This is a genomic window from Haladaptatus cibarius D43 (assembly GCF_000710615.1).
Lineage (GTDB): Archaea > Halobacteriota > Halobacteria > Halobacteriales > Haladaptataceae > Haladaptatus > Haladaptatus cibarius.
Genome location: NZ_JDTH01000012.1, coordinates 86,546 through 102,615, shown reverse-complemented (window position 1 = coordinate 102,615; position 16,070 = coordinate 86,546). Strand labels below are relative to the sequence as shown.

Genomic DNA, 16,070 nt, shown 5'->3' with positions numbered 1-16,070 from the left:
GCGTTAGGCCTCTTGTGTCTGGGTGGTAGTTTCGAGTGCTGCCGCAAGTTCGTCGTACGAGAGGTACTCGGACTTGGCGACGATCTCGTCGTCGACGACGGTGATCGGCAGAACCGAGGGGCCGTGTTCTTCGACCAGATCGTAGATGTGCTGCGTTTCGAGGAACTGGTCGATGTTGTGCTGCATGTTCGCCCGCGAGACGTCGACGTCCTCAAATTCCGATTCGAGTTGGTCGAGGGCAGCACTGAGTTCAACGAGTTCTTCGTCGGGGTCAGGACCACAGACGCCGGTGGAGCAACACATCGCCTCCTCGTACAGGGTGAGTTCAGTCATTGATGAAAATGGATCATTCGCTCAATTGTTTGGCCGACAATGCGGCTACCATCGATGATGGATTGGACGACTTTGCCTCGCATTCAATTGAACAATTATTCAATCATACTCATAAGCTCTTCGGCTCAGAACGGACGTAGCCAACGCGTGATTCAGAACATATACAGCGTTTAGGATGTGGTAACACGTCAAAATAGAGGATTGCTTCCAGAGTATTTTTGATGCCATCTTATAGAATCCTAAAATGATTGGTCGTCAGTGGACTACACGCAGTTCGCGAGCCGCTCCATAATGCTTAATCCACTATCTGCTCAATCGATGTGTATGTCATCGACTGAGCGACTACAGCGGTATCTTGCCGACGAACGGGGTGGATGTGGTGATGAGGAGGTCTCCCAGCGTCTGGCGGAACTCGAAGAAATTGATGCGACCGCGGGTGGGCCAGCGCTAGACCAAGATGTCGGGTTGCTATCGGCGCTCGCGAACGAAACCCGGTACAAGATTGTTCGTATCCTCCACGTCGCTGGCGAGGAACTCTGCGTCTGCGAATTTGCGCCGCTGCTCGATGTTAGCGACAGCGCGATCAGTCACGCCCTGTCACAGCTCACCGATGCTGGACTGATCATTCGCCGAAAAGAGGGGAAGTGGAGAAAATATCGTGCGACAGCGCGCGCCAATGCTGTCCTCATCGCTCTGGATGGATCGCGGGAGCTACGATTGTAAACCACAATGGGCTGTTCGACGCTAGAACTGGACGCCGAGAACGTCGACGTTCGAGACTGGGCGTTAGACGATCCGCACGGGCAAGACCTTGACACTGTCCGCGAGATTCGTGACGACATAGAACAACGCGTCAAGGCGCTGTTCGACGAGTTCTATCCGGACGAACCGTAGCGTAGACGTAATAAGGGGATTCGTTCGTCCCTCCAATCGCAAAATTCTCCTCTGGACAAGCCTGTCAGTGGTTTTCAGTGAGTTAGGGGTTTTGTGGAGGCTTCCGGGCTTCGATAGTGGCAGAGACGAGATACTCACCGAGATCGCGATCGGCATCCCAATCACTGATGAACTCGGTGCTCTCATCCTTGGGCGCTATCTCGATTGCTTCGAAGCCGGTACTGTCGAGCATCGCTTCAATACCTGCAACGGTTGATGCACCGGCGACACAGCCAGTTAGCGAGTCCGGGTCCATCTTGACATCGTCGGGGAACGGCGCGGTTTGGACGACGTCTGAGATGGCGATGCGCCCGCCGGGCTTGAGAACGCGGTAGGCGTCGTCGAACACGCGTTGCTTCTCGGGAGCGAGGTTGACGACACAGTTCGAGATGACGACGTCGACGGTCGCGTCAGCAACGGGAAGATGGCTGATTTCGCCGAGGCGAAATTCGACGTTGTCGGGGTCGTTTTTCGCGACGTTCTCCCTCGCTTTCGAGACCATCTCTGGTGTCATGTCGACACCGATGACGGCTCCGTCCGGGCCGACCTCCTGTGCGGCGAGGAAGCAGTCGAAGCCCGCACCGGAGCCAAGGTCGAGCACTGTCTCGCCGGGCGCCATCTCGGCGAACGCCTTCGGGTTGCCACATCCGAGACCGAGATCTGCGCCGTCGGCGACCGATGCGATATCGTCCGTATCGTACCCGAGGCGTTCGCTCCCGGTCGCATCTTCATTTCCGTCACAGCACCCTCCTTCATCGGTGACATCAATACCGACGTCGCCACAGCAGTCCTGACCATCCGTAGCGATAGTGCTGTAGCGTTCGCGTACCATCTTCCGTGCCTCCTCAGGGTCGCGGTCACCGGCCACCGTCTCAGTATCGTTACTCATGGGCACCCCGCAGGTCGTCGAGAGTTTCGAGGAGGGCCGCAGTCGTCTCAGTCGGTTCATAGTACCGCCAGGATCCCTCTTTACGGCGTGTAACCAGTCCTGCAGTGTACAAGCGGGAGAGTGCTTGGCTGACTGCGCTCTGACTGACGCCGACTGCGGCTTCGAGATCGCAGACGCAGACGCCGTCATCGGCGTTCGAGATTCGGCGAAGCAGTTCGTATCGTGTGTCGTTCCCCATCGCGGTCAGTACTTGGAGGTCTGTCGCCATCGCATCCGAGTCGACGTCTCCGGGTGGTGTACAGCAGGTCTCTGTCTCTTCCGTGGTTCCGTCAGTGATCGCATCCTCCATCATATTAGCACTAGCTAATACAAGAGAACACTAATATTTTTCCCTCGGCGACTCCCTCGAAACTCTGGAATCAAGTTGAACATTGGGTACAACAGTACCATCACCAATCTGAATCAGAATCGGTGCGGTAGAAAGGCGATACGTCGGTGAAGTTCCCTGAGGTGAAAACAACGTTCGAGATCGTGTGGGCCGAACACATATGCATTGAGAGAGCCAGTCTCAACTTCTGTCGGCGCTGGAGATGAAACTACAGCAGGTATAGAGGGGCCAGAATGCACAATTTCAGCCAATCCATCCTTCTGCAAGCGCTTCACACTGACTCTCAGAAGCTATTTCTGATTACTATTCTGACTCTTTCGCGAATTAGCGATGGTTTGAACCAGAGCTGCCGCTGATGACCAGGCATTCACTACCTTGAAACACGATTTTAGCCAACGCCAGTCCGCTTCAGCAGTGTAAGAACCGTGTTCGCCGTCACGACCGGCGAGTTGTGGTTGGGACGTACGCAACGATCGTTTCGCCCTGCCCGTACTTTTCATAGCCGACTGCGCCCCGACTTCCTGTTGTAGTTCTTACTGGCTGACGCTGGAAAGAGGTTGTTGCTGGTGTATAACTCGCCTTCGTAACCGTACTCAAAGTTGACTCCCGGGTTGAATTGCGTACGAACTGAATTCATAATTCCGGTCTGATTCACCTACTGGTCAACACAGACAGCGGACACATTCACCAGACATCGTGTCCCTCATGGCGTGACAACGGCGACTCAGAAAGGTTCCATCAAGACGGTTTACAACCACCGCTACTTCGGTGATTTCGGTTTAGTAACGGTGATTCCCGATTTACTTCACAGTCGGGGAAACACAGTGAACAGCCGCTCGTTCATCAGGTTCGGTTTACGTGAGAAGAAGATCGGTCACGGGCCAAACTGGCATGCTGGTAACGTGTAGAACTCGCAAGTTGTCTCGGTTATCGTCCTCCCGTACGGTCCGAACGCTTCCGTGAGTCGAACGTCCGTCAATTCTATCGAAAAAAGCGGTTATTGTGCCGAGAAAAACGGAATGAAGGTGTGAAAACAGTGACCGGGTTTGATACCACGGTGCAGAGACGTCCCCTTAGGGACTCCATCCCTGTGTGAAATAATGATGAACTCACTGAGATACGCGCTCGTCGTACTGCTCGCCAGTAGTTTGCTCGTCAGCGCGGTTGCCGGGACGACTACTGGCCGCGACCGAGCAGCGACAGACTCGAAGTACAGTTCGCTACAGTCGCAGTCGTCGGTGTCTCAACTCGACCGAGCACAAACCCACTCGCAACTGGAAAAGATGTCGTGTAGTGAACTCCGAGTAACGTACCAGCGCGGAATACAAGCGGTTCAAAACAGTGACCTTCCATCTGAGCGGAAAAGGAACCTCATCCAGCGGGGAACTTTCGTCTACAATATGTACAAGTTCCGAAAAGGTTGCTGAAAGAACCTCCTGTTTTCATCGACAAAATTAGCCACATCTTTGATAGTACTCGAGCTCAAGGTAAGCCCCAGCGATTAAGACGACTGCAAGCGAGATACTCGATATGTGGCCATGGGGACATTTAGCGGTGGGATACCTCGCGTACTCGGGATTCCGGCGACTGTGGACGAACCGTCCGCCAACCGGTTCCGAAACACTGTCGCTCGCCTTGGGAAGTCAGTTTCCAGACGTGGTGGATAAGACCCTCGCATGGGGGCTCAACGTTCTGCCAACGGGACGATCGCTCACGCATTCGCTGTTGACAGCGAGTATACTGCTCGCCGTTACATATCGATACTGCCAACGGAACGGAATTCGGAACCTGTGGACCGCTTTCGCCGTCGGATACCTCACACATCCGTTCGCCGACGTGCTTCAACCCGCGGTGGCCGGAGATTATGAGCGCGTTACGTTCCTTCTGTGGCCGCTACTTGAGTTGCCGGCAAAGCAATCGGTGAACCTGTCGGTTAGCGTCTCGGGCTTTTTTGTCTTCGAGTTGTTCCTCGTCGTCGTGGCCGTCGTCGTCTGGGTGCTTGACGGGACGCCCGGACTTGATTCGGTGCGCCCATTCTGTTCCATCTTTCACCGGGAACAACACTGATAGTCGTTCGTAGGGGGCGGGTTATCGGTTGTACCGACTGGCCCCAACCTTTAGTTGCCTGATTAGCGTATCAGGCTACGACCTGTCTCAAGGAATAGAAACTGTCGGGTGGGGGCCTGTCGAGTAGTGTCGTAGAGCGACGCTCGACCGCATTCGGTACCGAGACGGAGTAGACAACCATGATAAGTAAATCGACAGTGTGGCTGTTGCTTCCGCAGCCTGTTCGTCGGTTTCCCGCCGACCTCGCGTTCGTCGTCGCGCTCGTTTTAGTGGCGTGCGGCGTCGTGCTCATGGGAAGAGGAATCTGGACACCATTTCGGGTGGTTTTCGGATTCCTGTTTCTGTTCTTCCTTCCGGGATACGCCGTGGTCGCGGCGCTCTTCCCTGAATCCGCCGAAGGGGCCCGGACGACCGGCCGCGTTGGATTCTCCCAACGTATCGACGGCGTCGAACGACTCACGTTGTCCGTCGTGGCCAGTTTCGCCATCGCTCCGCTCGTCGGGTATGTCGCCAGTTACTCGCCGTGGGGACTCAGCGTGGGCGTCGCCCTCGTCAGCGTCGGTAGCGTCACGGTCGTCTGCGCTGTCATTGCGGCGATCCGACGCTGGTCGCTTCCGGAGTCGGAGCGTTTCTCGGTTCCCTACCGGACGGGCTACGCGAGGGTGAAACGGAACGTCTCGAAGGAAACTCTCTCTCGACCGCTCAATGTCGTTCTCGTCGTGAGTCTCATCGTCGCATCCGCAGGCATCGTCTACACGACGACGATGCCACGTAGCGACGAGCAGTTCACCGAGTTCTATCTCGCCACGGAGAACGAAACCGATCGCATGGTCGTGGCTGACTATCCACGGAATTTCACAACCGGCCAAGCAAAGTCGCTCCATATCGGTGTCCAGAACAATGAGTACGAACCAGCAAACTACACGGTCGTCATCCTCCTCCAACGGGTATCCGAGCGAAACGGGTCGGCCACCGTTACCGCCGAGAGACGCCTCGACAGGTTCAGTATGTGGGTCGAACATGGCGAATCATCCGTCCAAAATCGGAGCATCGAACCGACGATGGCTGGCGATCGACTGCGACTCGTTTTCCTCCTGTACCGCGGTGCGCCGCCACCGTCACCGTCGATGGAGAACGCGTACCGACGGACGCACCTCTGGGTCGATGTCGATAACTAAGAACGTTGTTCAGTCTTCTGACGAACGAGTCGCCGAACCGACGCCTGAATCGAGTGCGTCGGTTCCCATCCTAACTCTGACTTGGACGTAGTAATGTCTACCTCTAAGTCGTCCGTAAGCGTCTCGTTGTCGCGCGGATTCGCGACCAATTCGATAGCAGGTTCGGTTCCGGTTTCGGTTTCGACCGTTCGTTGGACGAGTTTGGCCAGTTCCAACACGCTCAGCTGTGTCCCGCTTGCGATTTCATACCCCCTCGTGCCCGTCCGCCCGTTGGCGAGTTCGTCCAACAGAAGTTCCGTGCTTCGGAGGTACGCGTCCGCGATGTCGTGAATATGGACGTAGTCGCGCGATTGTGACCCCGGTTCGTAGACCGGAAGTGACTGGCCGGACAGCGCCCGGTCGACGAAGAAGTTGGTAACGGTCGATTTCGACATTCGTTGCCCGTTCACCGTATACTCACCGTACACGTTCGATTTCAAGAAGAGATGCGCAGGAAAGGAGTCTCTGGCGAACGTTTCGATGGCACGCTCGCCGAGTAGCTTCATCAATCCGTATCGGTTCATCGGTTCTCGCGGAGAATCGACCGTAATTGGAATCTTCTCGGGCGTACCGATGACGGCCATACTGAACGGAAACACGACGGCGGTTTCCGTTTTCCTGCAGAACCAACCAATGTTGTTCGTTCCCTGTACGTTGACTTCGTACGCGAGGCTCGGATTCTCCTCGCAACTGGTCACACCGCTTATCGCGGCAAGGTGGAGGACTACGTCGGCACCGTCAAGTGCGTTCTCCAACCGGACGCGGTCTCGAACATCGACGTGTTCGAAGATGGGGTCGCTTATTGCATCATTCTGTCCAGTGTGTGAGAGTGCCCTGACGTTCCACTCCGGGTGGGCAGTTCGTAGTACATCGACGACGCGAGTTCCGACGTATCCTGTTGCCCCTGTGACTGCAATCGTCGGCGATTCGTTTGCTCTGTTCATCTTTCTGGGTGAACTTCGTGCTTCGTCCGGAATCGAGTGAACCGTTGGTGGCGTCCATCGCGGCGTGGCTTACCGCGTTCGAATAGTGGTGTACTACTCGGCATGTCGCTGGATGAGTCGTTGAACCGTCGTTCGAATAGAATTCGTCGGTTCCCAGCCCAACTCTCCTCTAGCCGCCGTGATATCCACCTCGAAGTTACCGACAAGCGTCTCGCCGCGCGGATTCTCTACCCGTTCGATGGCCGGTACTCTGCCCGTCTCGTTTTCCATCGTTCGCTGAACGAGTTCGGCCAGTTCCATCACTGTCCACTGTTCGTCGCTTGCGATTTCGTACTTCGAGACGCCCGTCTGCCCATCCGCCAACTCTGTTATCAACCTCTCTACACTTTTCTGATATGCGTTGGCAACATCGACCACATGAACGAAATTTCGCGCTTGCGTCCCCGGTTTGTACACAGTTATGGGTTCGTCGCTGAACGCACGCCGGACGAAGAAATCGAGAACCATTCCGCGCGAGACGTGACTGTTGCCCACCGTATGTCCGCCATACACGTTGGCCTTGAGGAAGAGGTGCGCGGGAAACGCGCCATCGGCGAGCGACGTTATCGTTTGCTCGCCGAGCAGCTTTGTCTCCCCGTACCAGTTCATCGGTTGTCTGGACAAATCCACGGTTATCGGAAACTCTTCCGGTGTTCCCAGAACCGCCATGCTGAACGGAAAGACCAGTCCGGCCCCCGAGTGCTTGCAGAACCACGCGACGTTGGTCGTCCCGTGGACGTTCGTCTCCAATGCGAACGTCTCGTCCTCTCGGCAAGCATCAACGTCGCTCGCGGCTGCGAGGTGGACAACCACGTCCGACCCCGCGAGCGCGGACTCCACGCTGTCGCGTCTGCGAACGTCGAGGAACTCCACCTCAACGTCGTCGATTTGGCGGAGATCGCCGCGATAAAAGTTGTCGAATGCACGAACGTTCCACTCCGGATGTCGCTCCCGAAGGGTCGCCACGACGCAACTTCCGACGTATCCACCTGCGCCAGTAACGCTGATGGTCGGCAGGTCCAGCGAGTCGTTCGGGACGCTGTCCGAGTCACCGTTAGGGTCGTTCATTGCCATCCCCTCCGTTCTCGTCCGCGAAGTTTCGAACCGCCTCTACAACGCGCTCTATCTCGTCGTCGGTGAGGTTCGGGTGGTTCGGCAGGCCGATGACTCGCCCGGCAATCGACTCGACGACCGGGAGCGACTCGTCGTACAGATGGTCGCGCTCGTTCGCCGACCACGGAAACTCGCCGTTGAAGCCGTCGTGGGACTGGAACACCTGCTGTTCGTACAACGGTTTCGTGTATCGGTGTCTCGTCTCTACGCCGTCGTCTTTCAGCGCCTGCCACACCTCCCGACCCGACATGCCGATGCACTCGGTTTGCACCTCGAACGGTGCCCAAAAGTACGCGTGTTCCACGTGCTCTCGAATCGTCGCTGGACGGAGCCACCCCACATCGGCGAGTTCGTCGCGGAGTCGTTCCGATATTTCCGCCCGTCGCGCGTTGAACTCGGGAAGCCGTTCGACCTGCACGTCACCGATAGCACCGTTGAGTTCGCTCATTCGGTAGTTGTACCCCAGAACCTCGTGGTCATCCCGCGAGGTCATCCCGTGACTTCGAAGGAGACGAAGTCGTTCCGCCATCTCCGCGTCGTCGGTCGTGACGATGCCGCCTTCTCCGGTCGTGATGTTCTTGGTCGCGTAGAACGAAAAGCAGGCAGCGTCGCCGAGGCTCCCGACCGTCGTTCCCTTGTAGCGTGCGCCGTGCGCTTGAGCCGCGTCCTCGACAACGGCGAGGTCGTACTCCTCGGCCAGCGCGAGCAGTTCGTCCATTTCGGCCGGATGCCCGTAGAGGTGAACCGGAAGCAGTGCTCGCGTTCGGTCGCTAATGTGGCGTTCTGCGTCCTCGGGGTCGAGTGTGTAGGTATCCCGGTCAATGTCGGCGAACACGGGGACGCCGCCCTGATGGACGACTGCGGTCGCCGTCGAACCGAACGTCAGGCTCGGGACGATGACCTCGTCCCCTGGTTCTAGCCCGAGTGCGTTCAACGTCAACTGAATTGCGACCGTCCCGTTACTGACCGCAACAGCGTGGTCAACCCCGACGTAGTCAGCCCACTTCCGCTCGAACGATTCGACGAATTGCCCTTGTAAAAACTGTCCCGATTCGAGTACTTGTTCGACGTTCTGCCGTTCTTCGTCGCCCAGTATCGGCTCCGCCACAGAGATGGTTCCCCCCATACTGCATTCGTCCTCAACGACTACTGACATTATTGTTGCGGCTGAGCCCCATTCAACATTTCGTGACTGTTGGACTCGACGCAATCGGTATTCGACGCCGTCAATACGGTTCGAATCGCGGGCGCTCCTCTTCGCTCCCGTCCGGGTATCGAATCGTCCACGGTGGAACGTCCTCGTCCACGTACGAGAGCGCGCCGACGACGGCCCCTTCGCCAAGGGTGACGCCGGGCATGACGACCGATCCCGACCCCACGAACACCTCGTCTTCGATGCGTATCGTTCCCTGAATCCGGTCTTTCTCCTCGGCGGGAACGCCGGTGCTCATGTGCGACGTGAACTTCGGATAGCCGGTGACGAGAACACAGTTGTACGTGACAACCGCGTTGTCACCGACGTACAACTCGCCTCCACCGATAACCTTCGAACCGGAGTGAAGACACGAGTTGTCCCCAATGTACGTTCCTTTTCCCGCATTCAGCAGAACGAAGTCGTCGATTTCGACGTTCGTTCCCAGTTCAAGATTGTCTGCGTTGACGATTCGCGCTAGTTCGAACACGTTTTCGCGTGATTTGATGTCCCCCGCCATTCGTCCACTGTACAACCGTTTCCCGTTTAACCGTTTGCCAGAATCCATCTCCTTATCGTTATCTGCCATCTTGGAATTACCCCGAGACAATAGTTGAGAAACTGTCAAGAGTTATTTCGGGGAAAGTGGTTAGTGTCGAATGATGATTCCTCAGTTCGTCTATCTCGTCCTCGTCGTCGGCGTACTCGGCGTCGGGTTCGAACGCTACCGAACTCGATTCGAGAAGCGAGAACTGACGCTCGCGTTCGTGGGTGCCCTCCTCGTGCTCGTGGGCATGCTCGCACCGACTGTTGTGACACTGCTATCCGGCGCTGAAATCGCGGAATTCGCGGCAGGCGTTGCGGTCGCCACCGCAGTCGGGGCGGCCATCCTGCTTCGACGGAGGACTGTCCAAAACGAGCGGCGGTTCAACTCGCTCATCCGTGAACTGACGATTCGTGACGTACCGACGGACGAACCGGACGAAAACACCATCTACATCGTAATTCCCGCGTACAACGAAGCGGAGACGATAGTGCCGGTGGTCGAATCGTTGCCTGAGTCGCTCTTCGACCGACGCATCGTCCCCCTCGTCGTCTCCGATGGTTCGTCCGACGGAACCGCCCGCGTCGCTCATAGCACGGACGCGCTTGTTGTCGAGCATCCCGTCAACACGGGACAGTGTAGCTCCCTGAAAACCGGATTCGAAATCGCTAGGCGCTGCCAAGCGGAAATTGTCGTCGGGATGGACGCCGACGGCCAGCATCGCGGTGACGAAGTACAGCGACTCGTCGAACCGATCGTCGAGGACGATGCCGATTACGTCGTCGGCTCTAGATACCGCGGCACCGACGCGTCGGAGAACGGGCCGGTTCGCCGTGTCGGCATCTGGACGTTCACGACGCTCATCAACGTGATGACGAAGTCGTCGATTACCGACGCCACCAACGGATTTCGTGCCCTCACGATAGACGCCTTCGAACATATCTCGTGGGTTGAAGAACGATTTTGCGCCGTCGAACTGCTCGTGGAGGTGCGAAAGAACGGACTCCGGCTGCAGGAAGTTCCCGTGACGGTCGAGCGCCGACAGGCGAGCACGACGAAAAAGCCGAAGCTCGGGTACGGAATCGGCATCGCTCGAACTCTGCTGGGGTCGTATCTCAGATGACACAACGCAGACCGAGGCACGCTGTGGACGAACCGCGACGACGGAGAACGATGACCATGGATCGTACAGCGAAACGGCGTGAGAGAATATGACCGAAACGGATGAACAGACCGGAACGGACAACCAGTCCGGGACGAGCGACGACGCCAGTTCGTTACGGCAGTCGCTGGGAACGGCGGTGAAGATACTGGTTTCGGTCGGGTCGTTCGGCTACCTGCTGTGGCGATTTCCCATCGAGCAAGCGTTCAGATCGATGTTCGAACTCGATACGGTCGAACTTGTGCTCATCATCCCTGTCGTGTTTCTCCCCATCGTCCTCACGTCTCTGTCGCTCCAGTTGCTGTACGAAGAGTACGAGCAGATATCGTTTCTCCCGATATTCAAGGTGGACACTATCGACTTTATCGTTAATTCGTTTCTGCCGACGAGGCTCGGCACACTCGCCACGACGCCACTCATGCTGAACAAGTACACAGGTATCAAACTGCGCCGGGCGTTCATCATCAAAGGCGTCCAACTCCAAATGATCGCCGCCATCAACGGCGTCGTCGCAATGGCTGGACTGATCGTCCTCTTCGACTACCTCGGCCAGAACGTGGCCCTCATCCTATTCCTCAGCGCGATGGTGTATCTCTCGATTCCCGTCGGCGCGTTTCTGCTGACGCGGGTGAATCTCCCGCAGTTCATCGTGAATCGGGCACCGGAGATGCTTTCCACGACCACCGACATGCAGTACGATGCGCTCACGCGGAACAAGTTCGAATCCGCCGCGCTTCTATTCGTCTCCTTCGTCGTCCTTTCGGGTGTTCGGTTCGGTATCATTGGCGCGAGTCTGGGCGTCGACTTGCCGCTCTTGCTCTACTTCCTCATTCCGACGCTCGTCTACTCGGTCACCGTTCTCCCGATCTCTATCGGTGGCATCGGGGTTACGGAAGTAACCGGTACGACGGTTCTCGTCACGCTCGGCGTTCAGCCAAGCGTCGCGACGAGCGTCGTCGTTCTCGACAGAATATTCGCCGCGTACCTCCCGCTCGTGCTCCTCTACTGTTACGCGAACTACGTTATTCACGCGGACTTCGACGTCTAATCCAACGACGTCATAACGGTCATCGTCGTACAATTTTTTATCTCGATCGGTTGTCGAACGGTGTATGACGTGGAGGGAAGCTAACAAAGCGGAGGAGGACATAGTTCTCGTCAATCCGGCGAAGACGCCGCGCCCGGAGACGAAGATGCTGAGCGAACAGTTACCCGACGACGAAGCAAACCTGTCGGTCGTCATCCCCAGAGAGGGGAAAGGACGGCTACAACCGGTAGACGACGTCGAATACGTGTTTTACGACGCATGGTTCGTTCCGGGTGTTCGGTATCCGATTCCGTTCCCGTCGTTTTTCGTCCAACTGTTCAACCTCCTTCGGCGGGCGGACATCGCGTTCGTGACGAGTTACATCTATCTGCCGTGTCTCGTCACGACGCTCTTTTCGACTGTCCTTCGGATTCCTTGCGTGCTCAGCGTAGACGTGCTCGTTGGAGTCCATTGGTCGTACGGACGTGCCGTCGTCGATTCGATTGCCAATGTCTATACGCGAACCGTCGGTCGGTGTACGCTCGCACTTTGCGATACAGTCGTCGTCCCCGGCGAATACATGCGGACGGAACTCAGACAGTTTGTGAACGAAGAGAAGATAACCGTCATTCCGAATGGAATCGACGTCGGCCACTTCTCAGCCGAACCGATGACGACCGAACCGAACGACTGCGTCGAACTGCTGTACGTCGGGCGCTTAGCACCGGTGAAAAACATCTCCTTACTGCTTCGGAGCGTTCGATACCTTCAGGAGCACGAGGAGACAGAGTACGTGTTGACCCTCGTCGGCGACGGCGAAGACCGTGCTCGGTACGAATCGATGGCGAGGCGGCTGGAGGTGAGCGACGATGTCCACTTCGCGGGCTACCAGTCGAGCGTTCGTGCGTACTACCGCGACGCCGACGTACTGGTGCTAACCTCGATTTCGGAGGGATTTCCGACCGTGTTGATGGAAGCGCAAGCGTGCGGCCTTCCGGTCGTCACCACCGACGTCGGCGGGGCGCGTGAAATCGTCGCCGCCGGAGCAGTCGTCCCGAGGGACGAACCAGACGCCATCGCCAGCGCAATCGCCGACGTGGTGGCCAGCAACACTGCGACGCTCAGCGCGACCGCACGACACCACGCGGAGACGCAGTACTCGCAGAAACGGTTGTGTGACAGGTACAAATCTATGTTTCGGAAACAAATACGGAATAATTAGTTATCCCATATCGAGCAGATAGAACGCGGCGGACAAAAGCGATAAGACGCGGTGAACCGTGTAGCCTACGGGGGAAAATGTGACACAATTGAACAGTAAACGGATACTCGTTACGGGGGGTTGCGGTTCAATCGGTTCGGCTCTCGTGAAACGCATTCTACAGGACGGCCCAGAGTTGGTTCGGGTAGTAGACAACGACGAGGGTCGTCTGCACGAGATGCAGAAGAAACTCGGCATCCAGCATCAACGGCGTCTCGAAACGACGTACAAAGACGTGCGCGACTTCTATGAGATGACGGACGCGATGAAAGGCATCGAAGTCGTCTTCCACGCTGCAGCGCTGAAGCACGTCGGAATCGTGGAACAAGATCCGTTTCAGGCAGTCAAAACCAACGTCGAGGGGACAAAGAATGTCCTTCACGCAGCGACGAAAGAGGACGTGGAGTCCGTGATTACAGTCAGCACGGATAAGGCGTCCAACCCGGTTTCGGCGATGGGTGCGACAAAGCTGTTGTCGGAACGGCTCACCATCGCGGCGAACGACAGCAAGGACATCCGGAACATCCGACTCGGTTGCGTCCGGTTCGGAAACGTCCTCGGAACGCGCGGGTCGGTGGTTCCGGTGTTTCTCGACCAGATGCAACAGGGCGGGCCGATAACCGTTACCGACCCGGAGATGACTCGGTTCGTTATGAGTCCGGCAGAGGCCGCGAACTTCGTTGTCGAGGCCTTCGAGACGGTTTCCGGCGGTGAGGTGGTGGTTCGAAAGATGCCTGCGTTCAAGCTAGGCGTGTTGGCTGACGCGCTTCGAGAGAAATACGCCGCGGACTTCGGCTATGAACCCGCGGAGATTCGAACGCGAATCGTCGGCTCTGGACCGACCGAGCGCTACCACGAGAAACTCGTCTCCGAAGACGAGGTGAAACACGCGGTGGAGGAGTCGAACCGGTTTATCCTCTTCCCGAACGAACGGTCGATGCCGACCGACGACGCCGAGACGAGATGTTCGATCACCGGCGAGTACACTTCCGAGGACGCGCGACGGCTGTCAAAAACCGAGCTATTGAGGCTTCTCGATGAAGTGGACGGACATCTTCCGACCACCACAGCGGCGTCTCAACGGTCGTAAACCGAGACGCCGCCGTTCGTGTAGACGCGGTCGTACGCCCGGTCGTACCTCGGCGTGGGGTTGTACGTCAGCCGCCACCGTCCTTTCAACTGTCCATAGAGGCGGTACACGCGAGCATCTTCCCGAAAGGCGACGTACGAGGTGTTGCCGTTTTCAGTTACCGTACCGTTCAGCAACTGCCCGTCTACGGAGACATACGTCCGGTCGTTCGCCTCTTGGTCGTTCAGTTGCACTACCTCCCGCGCGTAGTACATATCGGTGGCAATGCGTCCGGGGATGTGACCCGAGAACTGCTTCGCTTCCACTTCCTGTGCAGTGAGATACTGACGCTCTCCTTGCGGATGGTCGGGTGCGACGAGCGGGGTCGCCAGTTGCGAGAACAGCAATAGTGGGAGAAGAACGGCGACGAGAAGCCGCCGCCGCTGGCCAGGGCGATGTCGGTTTAGGATAGTCGCGGCGACGAGGACGCAAAACAAGAGTTCGGCGAAGAAGTAGATGCGCGACGGATTCACCGCCGAGAGGCTCACAACGCCGACGCTCATCAGCGCGACGGCGACCGCACTACCGGCCAAAACGGTCGAAACGTAGTTGGAATCCGAGCGACGATACAGCAGAAACCAGCCGAGTCCCGCGAGCGGAACTAACAGCAGCCCGTAGGAACGCCGGAAAACGAAGCTAGCGAGGTCTTGTGCGACTGGAACGGCGGCGGTGGGGTCAATCGGTGGCGGCGTCGTGGTTCCACCACCCGAACCGAGCGCGACGAGGAGACGCCCGACCACTAACGGGAGGTAGTCCGTCAAAATCGCCAGTTGAATGAAGACGAAGACGGCGGAGAGGAGCGCCAGCACGAATAGCGTGGAGACGGACGTCGCCTGTCGAACGGCGTCAAAGCTCCACCGGTCTCTGTTGACGAAGATGGCGATGGCGCACGCGACGATGGTTCCGAATACGAGCAACGTCGTCGCCTTGTGCGTATACAGCAGTGAGACGGCGAGGACGAACGTCAGTATCACGTACCGGTGCTGTTTGCCTTCCAGATACTGACCGAGGACGAACAACAGCATGAGCCAGAACGCGACGGCGAGCGTCTGCGCGATGGGCATCACCGACCACATCACGGACGCCGTGGCGACCGACCCCAACAGAGCGGCGTACAACCCCGCCCGAGTGGTGGCCAACGACCGTGCGAGGACGTACCCGACGAGCGGAAAGAAGAAACCGAAGGCGACGGCATACACGTCCAGTATCGCTAATCCCGGCAGTCCGAGCACCTGTCCAGTCATCGCGCCGGAGACCAAGAACGCGGGTGCTTCCCCGTAGAAGTTGAAATCGAGCGTCGTCACGCGACCAGTCTTCATCAGAACGACCATCGCGGCGGCGAACTTGTCAGGATCCATTCCGAGGTAGCTAGCGGGAAACAAGACTATGTACGTTCGATAGAAGACACTGAGCGCGACAATGAGCGTGAGAACCAGTTTCGTCGGAAGAGAGGGGACGAAGAGGACGATGCCGGCCAACATAGCGACGACGAGGCCGACGCCGACGGTGAGCGACGGGTACAACGCCCCATCGAGGTGTGTGACGATGACCGCCGCCGTCAGAATCCAACAGGTGGCAACGACGACTGCCTTAACGACATCCATTGGTCGGTCGGCGACGGAGCGGAGAATCATTTCGGTCTCTTCGTTGGTCAACGGAGTCAGTTACAAATCTATCGGCCTTCGGGAAGGTACACTCGGAGTGTGAATTGGACGACCGGCGCATTTCTAACGGATTTCCGTAGTGAAACTTTCCGCGAATCTTTTTCTCGTTCCGTCTCGGTGATATAGGAGTACGTACCGTACTCGTAGCCTACGCGGCTTTGAATCACG

15 protein-coding genes and 1 pseudogene are annotated in these 16,070 nt (G+C 57.4%); 8 read left to right on the top strand and 8 right to left on the bottom strand.

Annotated elements, in window-relative coordinates; genetic code table 11:
* Positions 1–3: 3 nt before the first annotated feature.
* A complete protein-coding gene (gene arsD / locus HL45_RS19380; RefSeq protein ID WP_049972861.1) occupies positions 4–333 on the bottom strand; it encodes an arsenite efflux transporter metallochaperone ArsD in 330 nt (109 codons plus the stop codon).
* Between the two features lie 324 nt (positions 334–657).
* Between arsD and HL45_RS19375 the strand changes: the two genes are divergently transcribed.
* Both HL45_RS19375 and HL45_RS19370 read left to right on the top strand, forming a co-directional pair.
* Positions 658–1,056, top strand: a complete 399-nt coding sequence (locus tag HL45_RS19375) for an ArsR/SmtB family transcription factor (protein WP_049972860.1) — start codon at positions 658–660, stop codon at positions 1,054–1,056.
* Positions 1,057–1,059: 3 nt separating this feature from the next.
* Positions 1,060–1,227, top strand: a pseudogene (locus tag HL45_RS19370) (arsenate reductase (glutaredoxin)); the annotation flags it as partial.
* Positions 1,228–1,309: 82 nt separating this feature from the next.
* On the opposite strand, the gene HL45_RS19365 reads toward HL45_RS19370, so the two are convergent.
* Together HL45_RS19365 and HL45_RS19360 are read right to left on the bottom strand one after the other, a co-directional pair.
* Entirely contained in the window at positions 1,310–2,155 is an 846-nt protein-coding gene (locus tag HL45_RS19365) for an arsenite methyltransferase (RefSeq protein WP_049972859.1), read from the bottom strand.
* Entirely contained in the window at positions 2,148–2,507 is a 360-nt protein-coding gene (locus HL45_RS19360) for an ArsR/SmtB family transcription factor (protein ID WP_049972858.1), read from the bottom strand. Before HL45_RS19360 ends, HL45_RS19365 begins: the two co-directional genes overlap by 8 nt.
* Positions 2,508–4,073: 1,566 nt before the next feature.
* Between HL45_RS19360 and HL45_RS19350 the strand changes: the two genes are divergently transcribed.
* Both HL45_RS19350 and HL45_RS19345 read left to right on the top strand, forming a co-directional pair.
* A complete protein-coding gene (locus tag HL45_RS19350) occupies positions 4,074–4,610 on the top strand; it encodes a metal-dependent hydrolase (protein WP_049972856.1) in 537 nt (178 codons plus the stop codon).
* Between the two features lie 179 nt (positions 4,611–4,789).
* Positions 4,790–5,788 carry a DUF1616 domain-containing protein gene (locus HL45_RS19345; RefSeq protein ID WP_049972855.1) on the top strand — a complete coding sequence of 333 codons (999 nt, stop codon included), beginning with the start codon at positions 4,790–4,792 and terminating at the stop codon, positions 5,786–5,788.
* Here the strand turns inward: HL45_RS19345 and HL45_RS19340 are convergent.
* From HL45_RS19340 to HL45_RS21745, 4 genes are all read right to left on the bottom strand, one after another.
* The gene (locus tag HL45_RS19340; protein ID WP_049972854.1) at positions 5,785–6,771 is read right to left on the bottom strand and encodes an NAD-dependent epimerase/dehydratase family protein; all 987 of its coding nucleotides are present in this window, start codon (positions 6,769–6,771) and stop codon (positions 5,785–5,787) included. The genes HL45_RS19345 and HL45_RS19340 overlap by 4 nt on opposite strands.
* A 93-nt stretch (positions 6,772–6,864) precedes the next feature.
* The gene (locus tag HL45_RS19335) at positions 6,865–7,878 is read right to left on the bottom strand and encodes an NAD-dependent epimerase/dehydratase family protein (protein WP_049972853.1); all 1,014 of its coding nucleotides are present in this window, start codon (positions 7,876–7,878) and stop codon (positions 6,865–6,867) included.
* A complete protein-coding gene (locus HL45_RS19330) occupies positions 7,865–9,049 on the bottom strand; it encodes a DegT/DnrJ/EryC1/StrS family aminotransferase (RefSeq protein ID WP_049972852.1) in 1,185 nt (394 codons plus the stop codon). Before HL45_RS19330 ends, HL45_RS19335 begins: the two co-directional genes overlap by 14 nt.
* Positions 9,050–9,149: 100 nt before the next feature.
* Positions 9,150–9,704, bottom strand: a complete 555-nt coding sequence (locus tag HL45_RS21745) for an acyltransferase (protein ID WP_049972851.1) — start codon at positions 9,702–9,704, stop codon at positions 9,150–9,152.
* A gap of 70 nt (positions 9,705–9,774) precedes the next feature.
* Here HL45_RS21745 and HL45_RS19320 point away from each other — a divergent pair, with 70 nt between their 5' ends.
* The 4 genes from HL45_RS19320 (at position 9,775) to HL45_RS19305 (ending at position 14,199) form a co-directional block, all read left to right on the top strand.
* Positions 9,775–10,782, top strand: a complete 1,008-nt coding sequence (locus HL45_RS19320) for a glycosyltransferase family 2 protein (RefSeq protein WP_233274864.1) — start codon at positions 9,775–9,777, stop codon at positions 10,780–10,782.
* Positions 10,783–10,870: 88 nt separating this feature from the next.
* Positions 10,871–11,869 carry a lysylphosphatidylglycerol synthase transmembrane domain-containing protein gene (locus HL45_RS19315; RefSeq protein WP_049972849.1) on the top strand — a complete coding sequence of 333 codons (999 nt, stop codon included), beginning with the start codon at positions 10,871–10,873 and terminating at the stop codon, positions 11,867–11,869.
* Positions 11,870–11,933: 64 nt separating this feature from the next.
* Positions 11,934–13,070 carry a glycosyltransferase family 4 protein gene (locus HL45_RS19310; RefSeq protein ID WP_049972848.1) on the top strand — a complete coding sequence of 379 codons (1,137 nt, stop codon included), beginning with the start codon at positions 11,934–11,936 and terminating at the stop codon, positions 13,068–13,070.
* 79 nt (positions 13,071–13,149) lie between these two features.
* The gene (locus HL45_RS19305) at positions 13,150–14,199 is read left to right on the top strand and encodes an SDR family NAD(P)-dependent oxidoreductase (RefSeq protein WP_084157184.1); all 1,050 of its coding nucleotides are present in this window, start codon (positions 13,150–13,152) and stop codon (positions 14,197–14,199) included.
* On the opposite strand, the gene HL45_RS19300 is transcribed toward HL45_RS19305, so the two are convergent.
* Positions 14,187–15,872: a hypothetical protein gene (locus HL45_RS19300; protein WP_049972881.1), complete on the bottom strand. Its 1,686-nt coding sequence runs from the start codon at positions 15,870–15,872 to the stop codon at positions 14,187–14,189. The two genes, HL45_RS19305 and HL45_RS19300, sit on opposite strands and share 13 nt — an antisense overlap.
* Between the last annotated feature and the right edge of the window lie 198 nt (positions 15,873–16,070).

Bases quoted from the DNA above. Each gene is read 5' to 3' on its own strand.
- HL45_RS19330 (WP_049972852.1), bottom strand. From the start codon at position 9,049: ATGGGGGGAACCATCTCTGTGGCGGAGCCGATACTGGGCGACGAAGAA.
- HL45_RS19315 (WP_049972849.1), top strand. From the start codon at position 10,871: ATGACCGAAACGGATGAACAGACCGGAACGGACAACCAGTCCGGGACG.
- HL45_RS19375 (WP_049972860.1), top strand. From the start codon at position 658: ATGTCATCGACTGAGCGACTACAGCGGTATCTTGCCGACGAACGGGGT.
- HL45_RS19335 (WP_049972853.1), bottom strand. From the start codon at position 7,878: ATGAACGACCCTAACGGTGACTCGGACAGCGTCCCGAACGACTCGCTG.
- HL45_RS19350 (WP_049972856.1), top strand. From the start codon at position 4,074: ATGTGGCCATGGGGACATTTAGCGGTGGGATACCTCGCGTACTCGGGA.
- HL45_RS19340 (WP_049972854.1), bottom strand. From the start codon at position 6,771: ATGAACAGAGCAAACGAATCGCCGACGATTGCAGTCACAGGGGCAACA.
- HL45_RS21745 (WP_049972851.1), bottom strand. From the start codon at position 9,704: ATGGCAGATAACGATAAGGAGATGGATTCTGGCAAACGGTTAAACGGG.
- HL45_RS19360 (WP_049972858.1), bottom strand. From the start codon at position 2,507: ATGATGGAGGATGCGATCACTGACGGAACCACGGAAGAGACAGAGACC.
- HL45_RS19310 (WP_049972848.1), top strand. From the start codon at position 11,934: ATGACGTGGAGGGAAGCTAACAAAGCGGAGGAGGACATAGTTCTCGTC.
- HL45_RS19345 (WP_049972855.1), top strand. From the start codon at position 4,790: ATGATAAGTAAATCGACAGTGTGGCTGTTGCTTCCGCAGCCTGTTCGT.
- HL45_RS19365 (WP_049972859.1), bottom strand. From the start codon at position 2,155: ATGAGTAACGATACTGAGACGGTGGCCGGTGACCGCGACCCTGAGGAG.
- arsD (WP_049972861.1), bottom strand. From the start codon at position 333: ATGACTGAACTCACCCTGTACGAGGAGGCGATGTGTTGCTCCACCGGC.
- HL45_RS19320 (WP_233274864.1), top strand. From the start codon at position 9,775: ATGATGATTCCTCAGTTCGTCTATCTCGTCCTCGTCGTCGGCGTACTC.
- HL45_RS19300 (WP_049972881.1), bottom strand. From the start codon at position 15,872: ATGATTCTCCGCTCCGTCGCCGACCGACCAATGGATGTCGTTAAGGCA.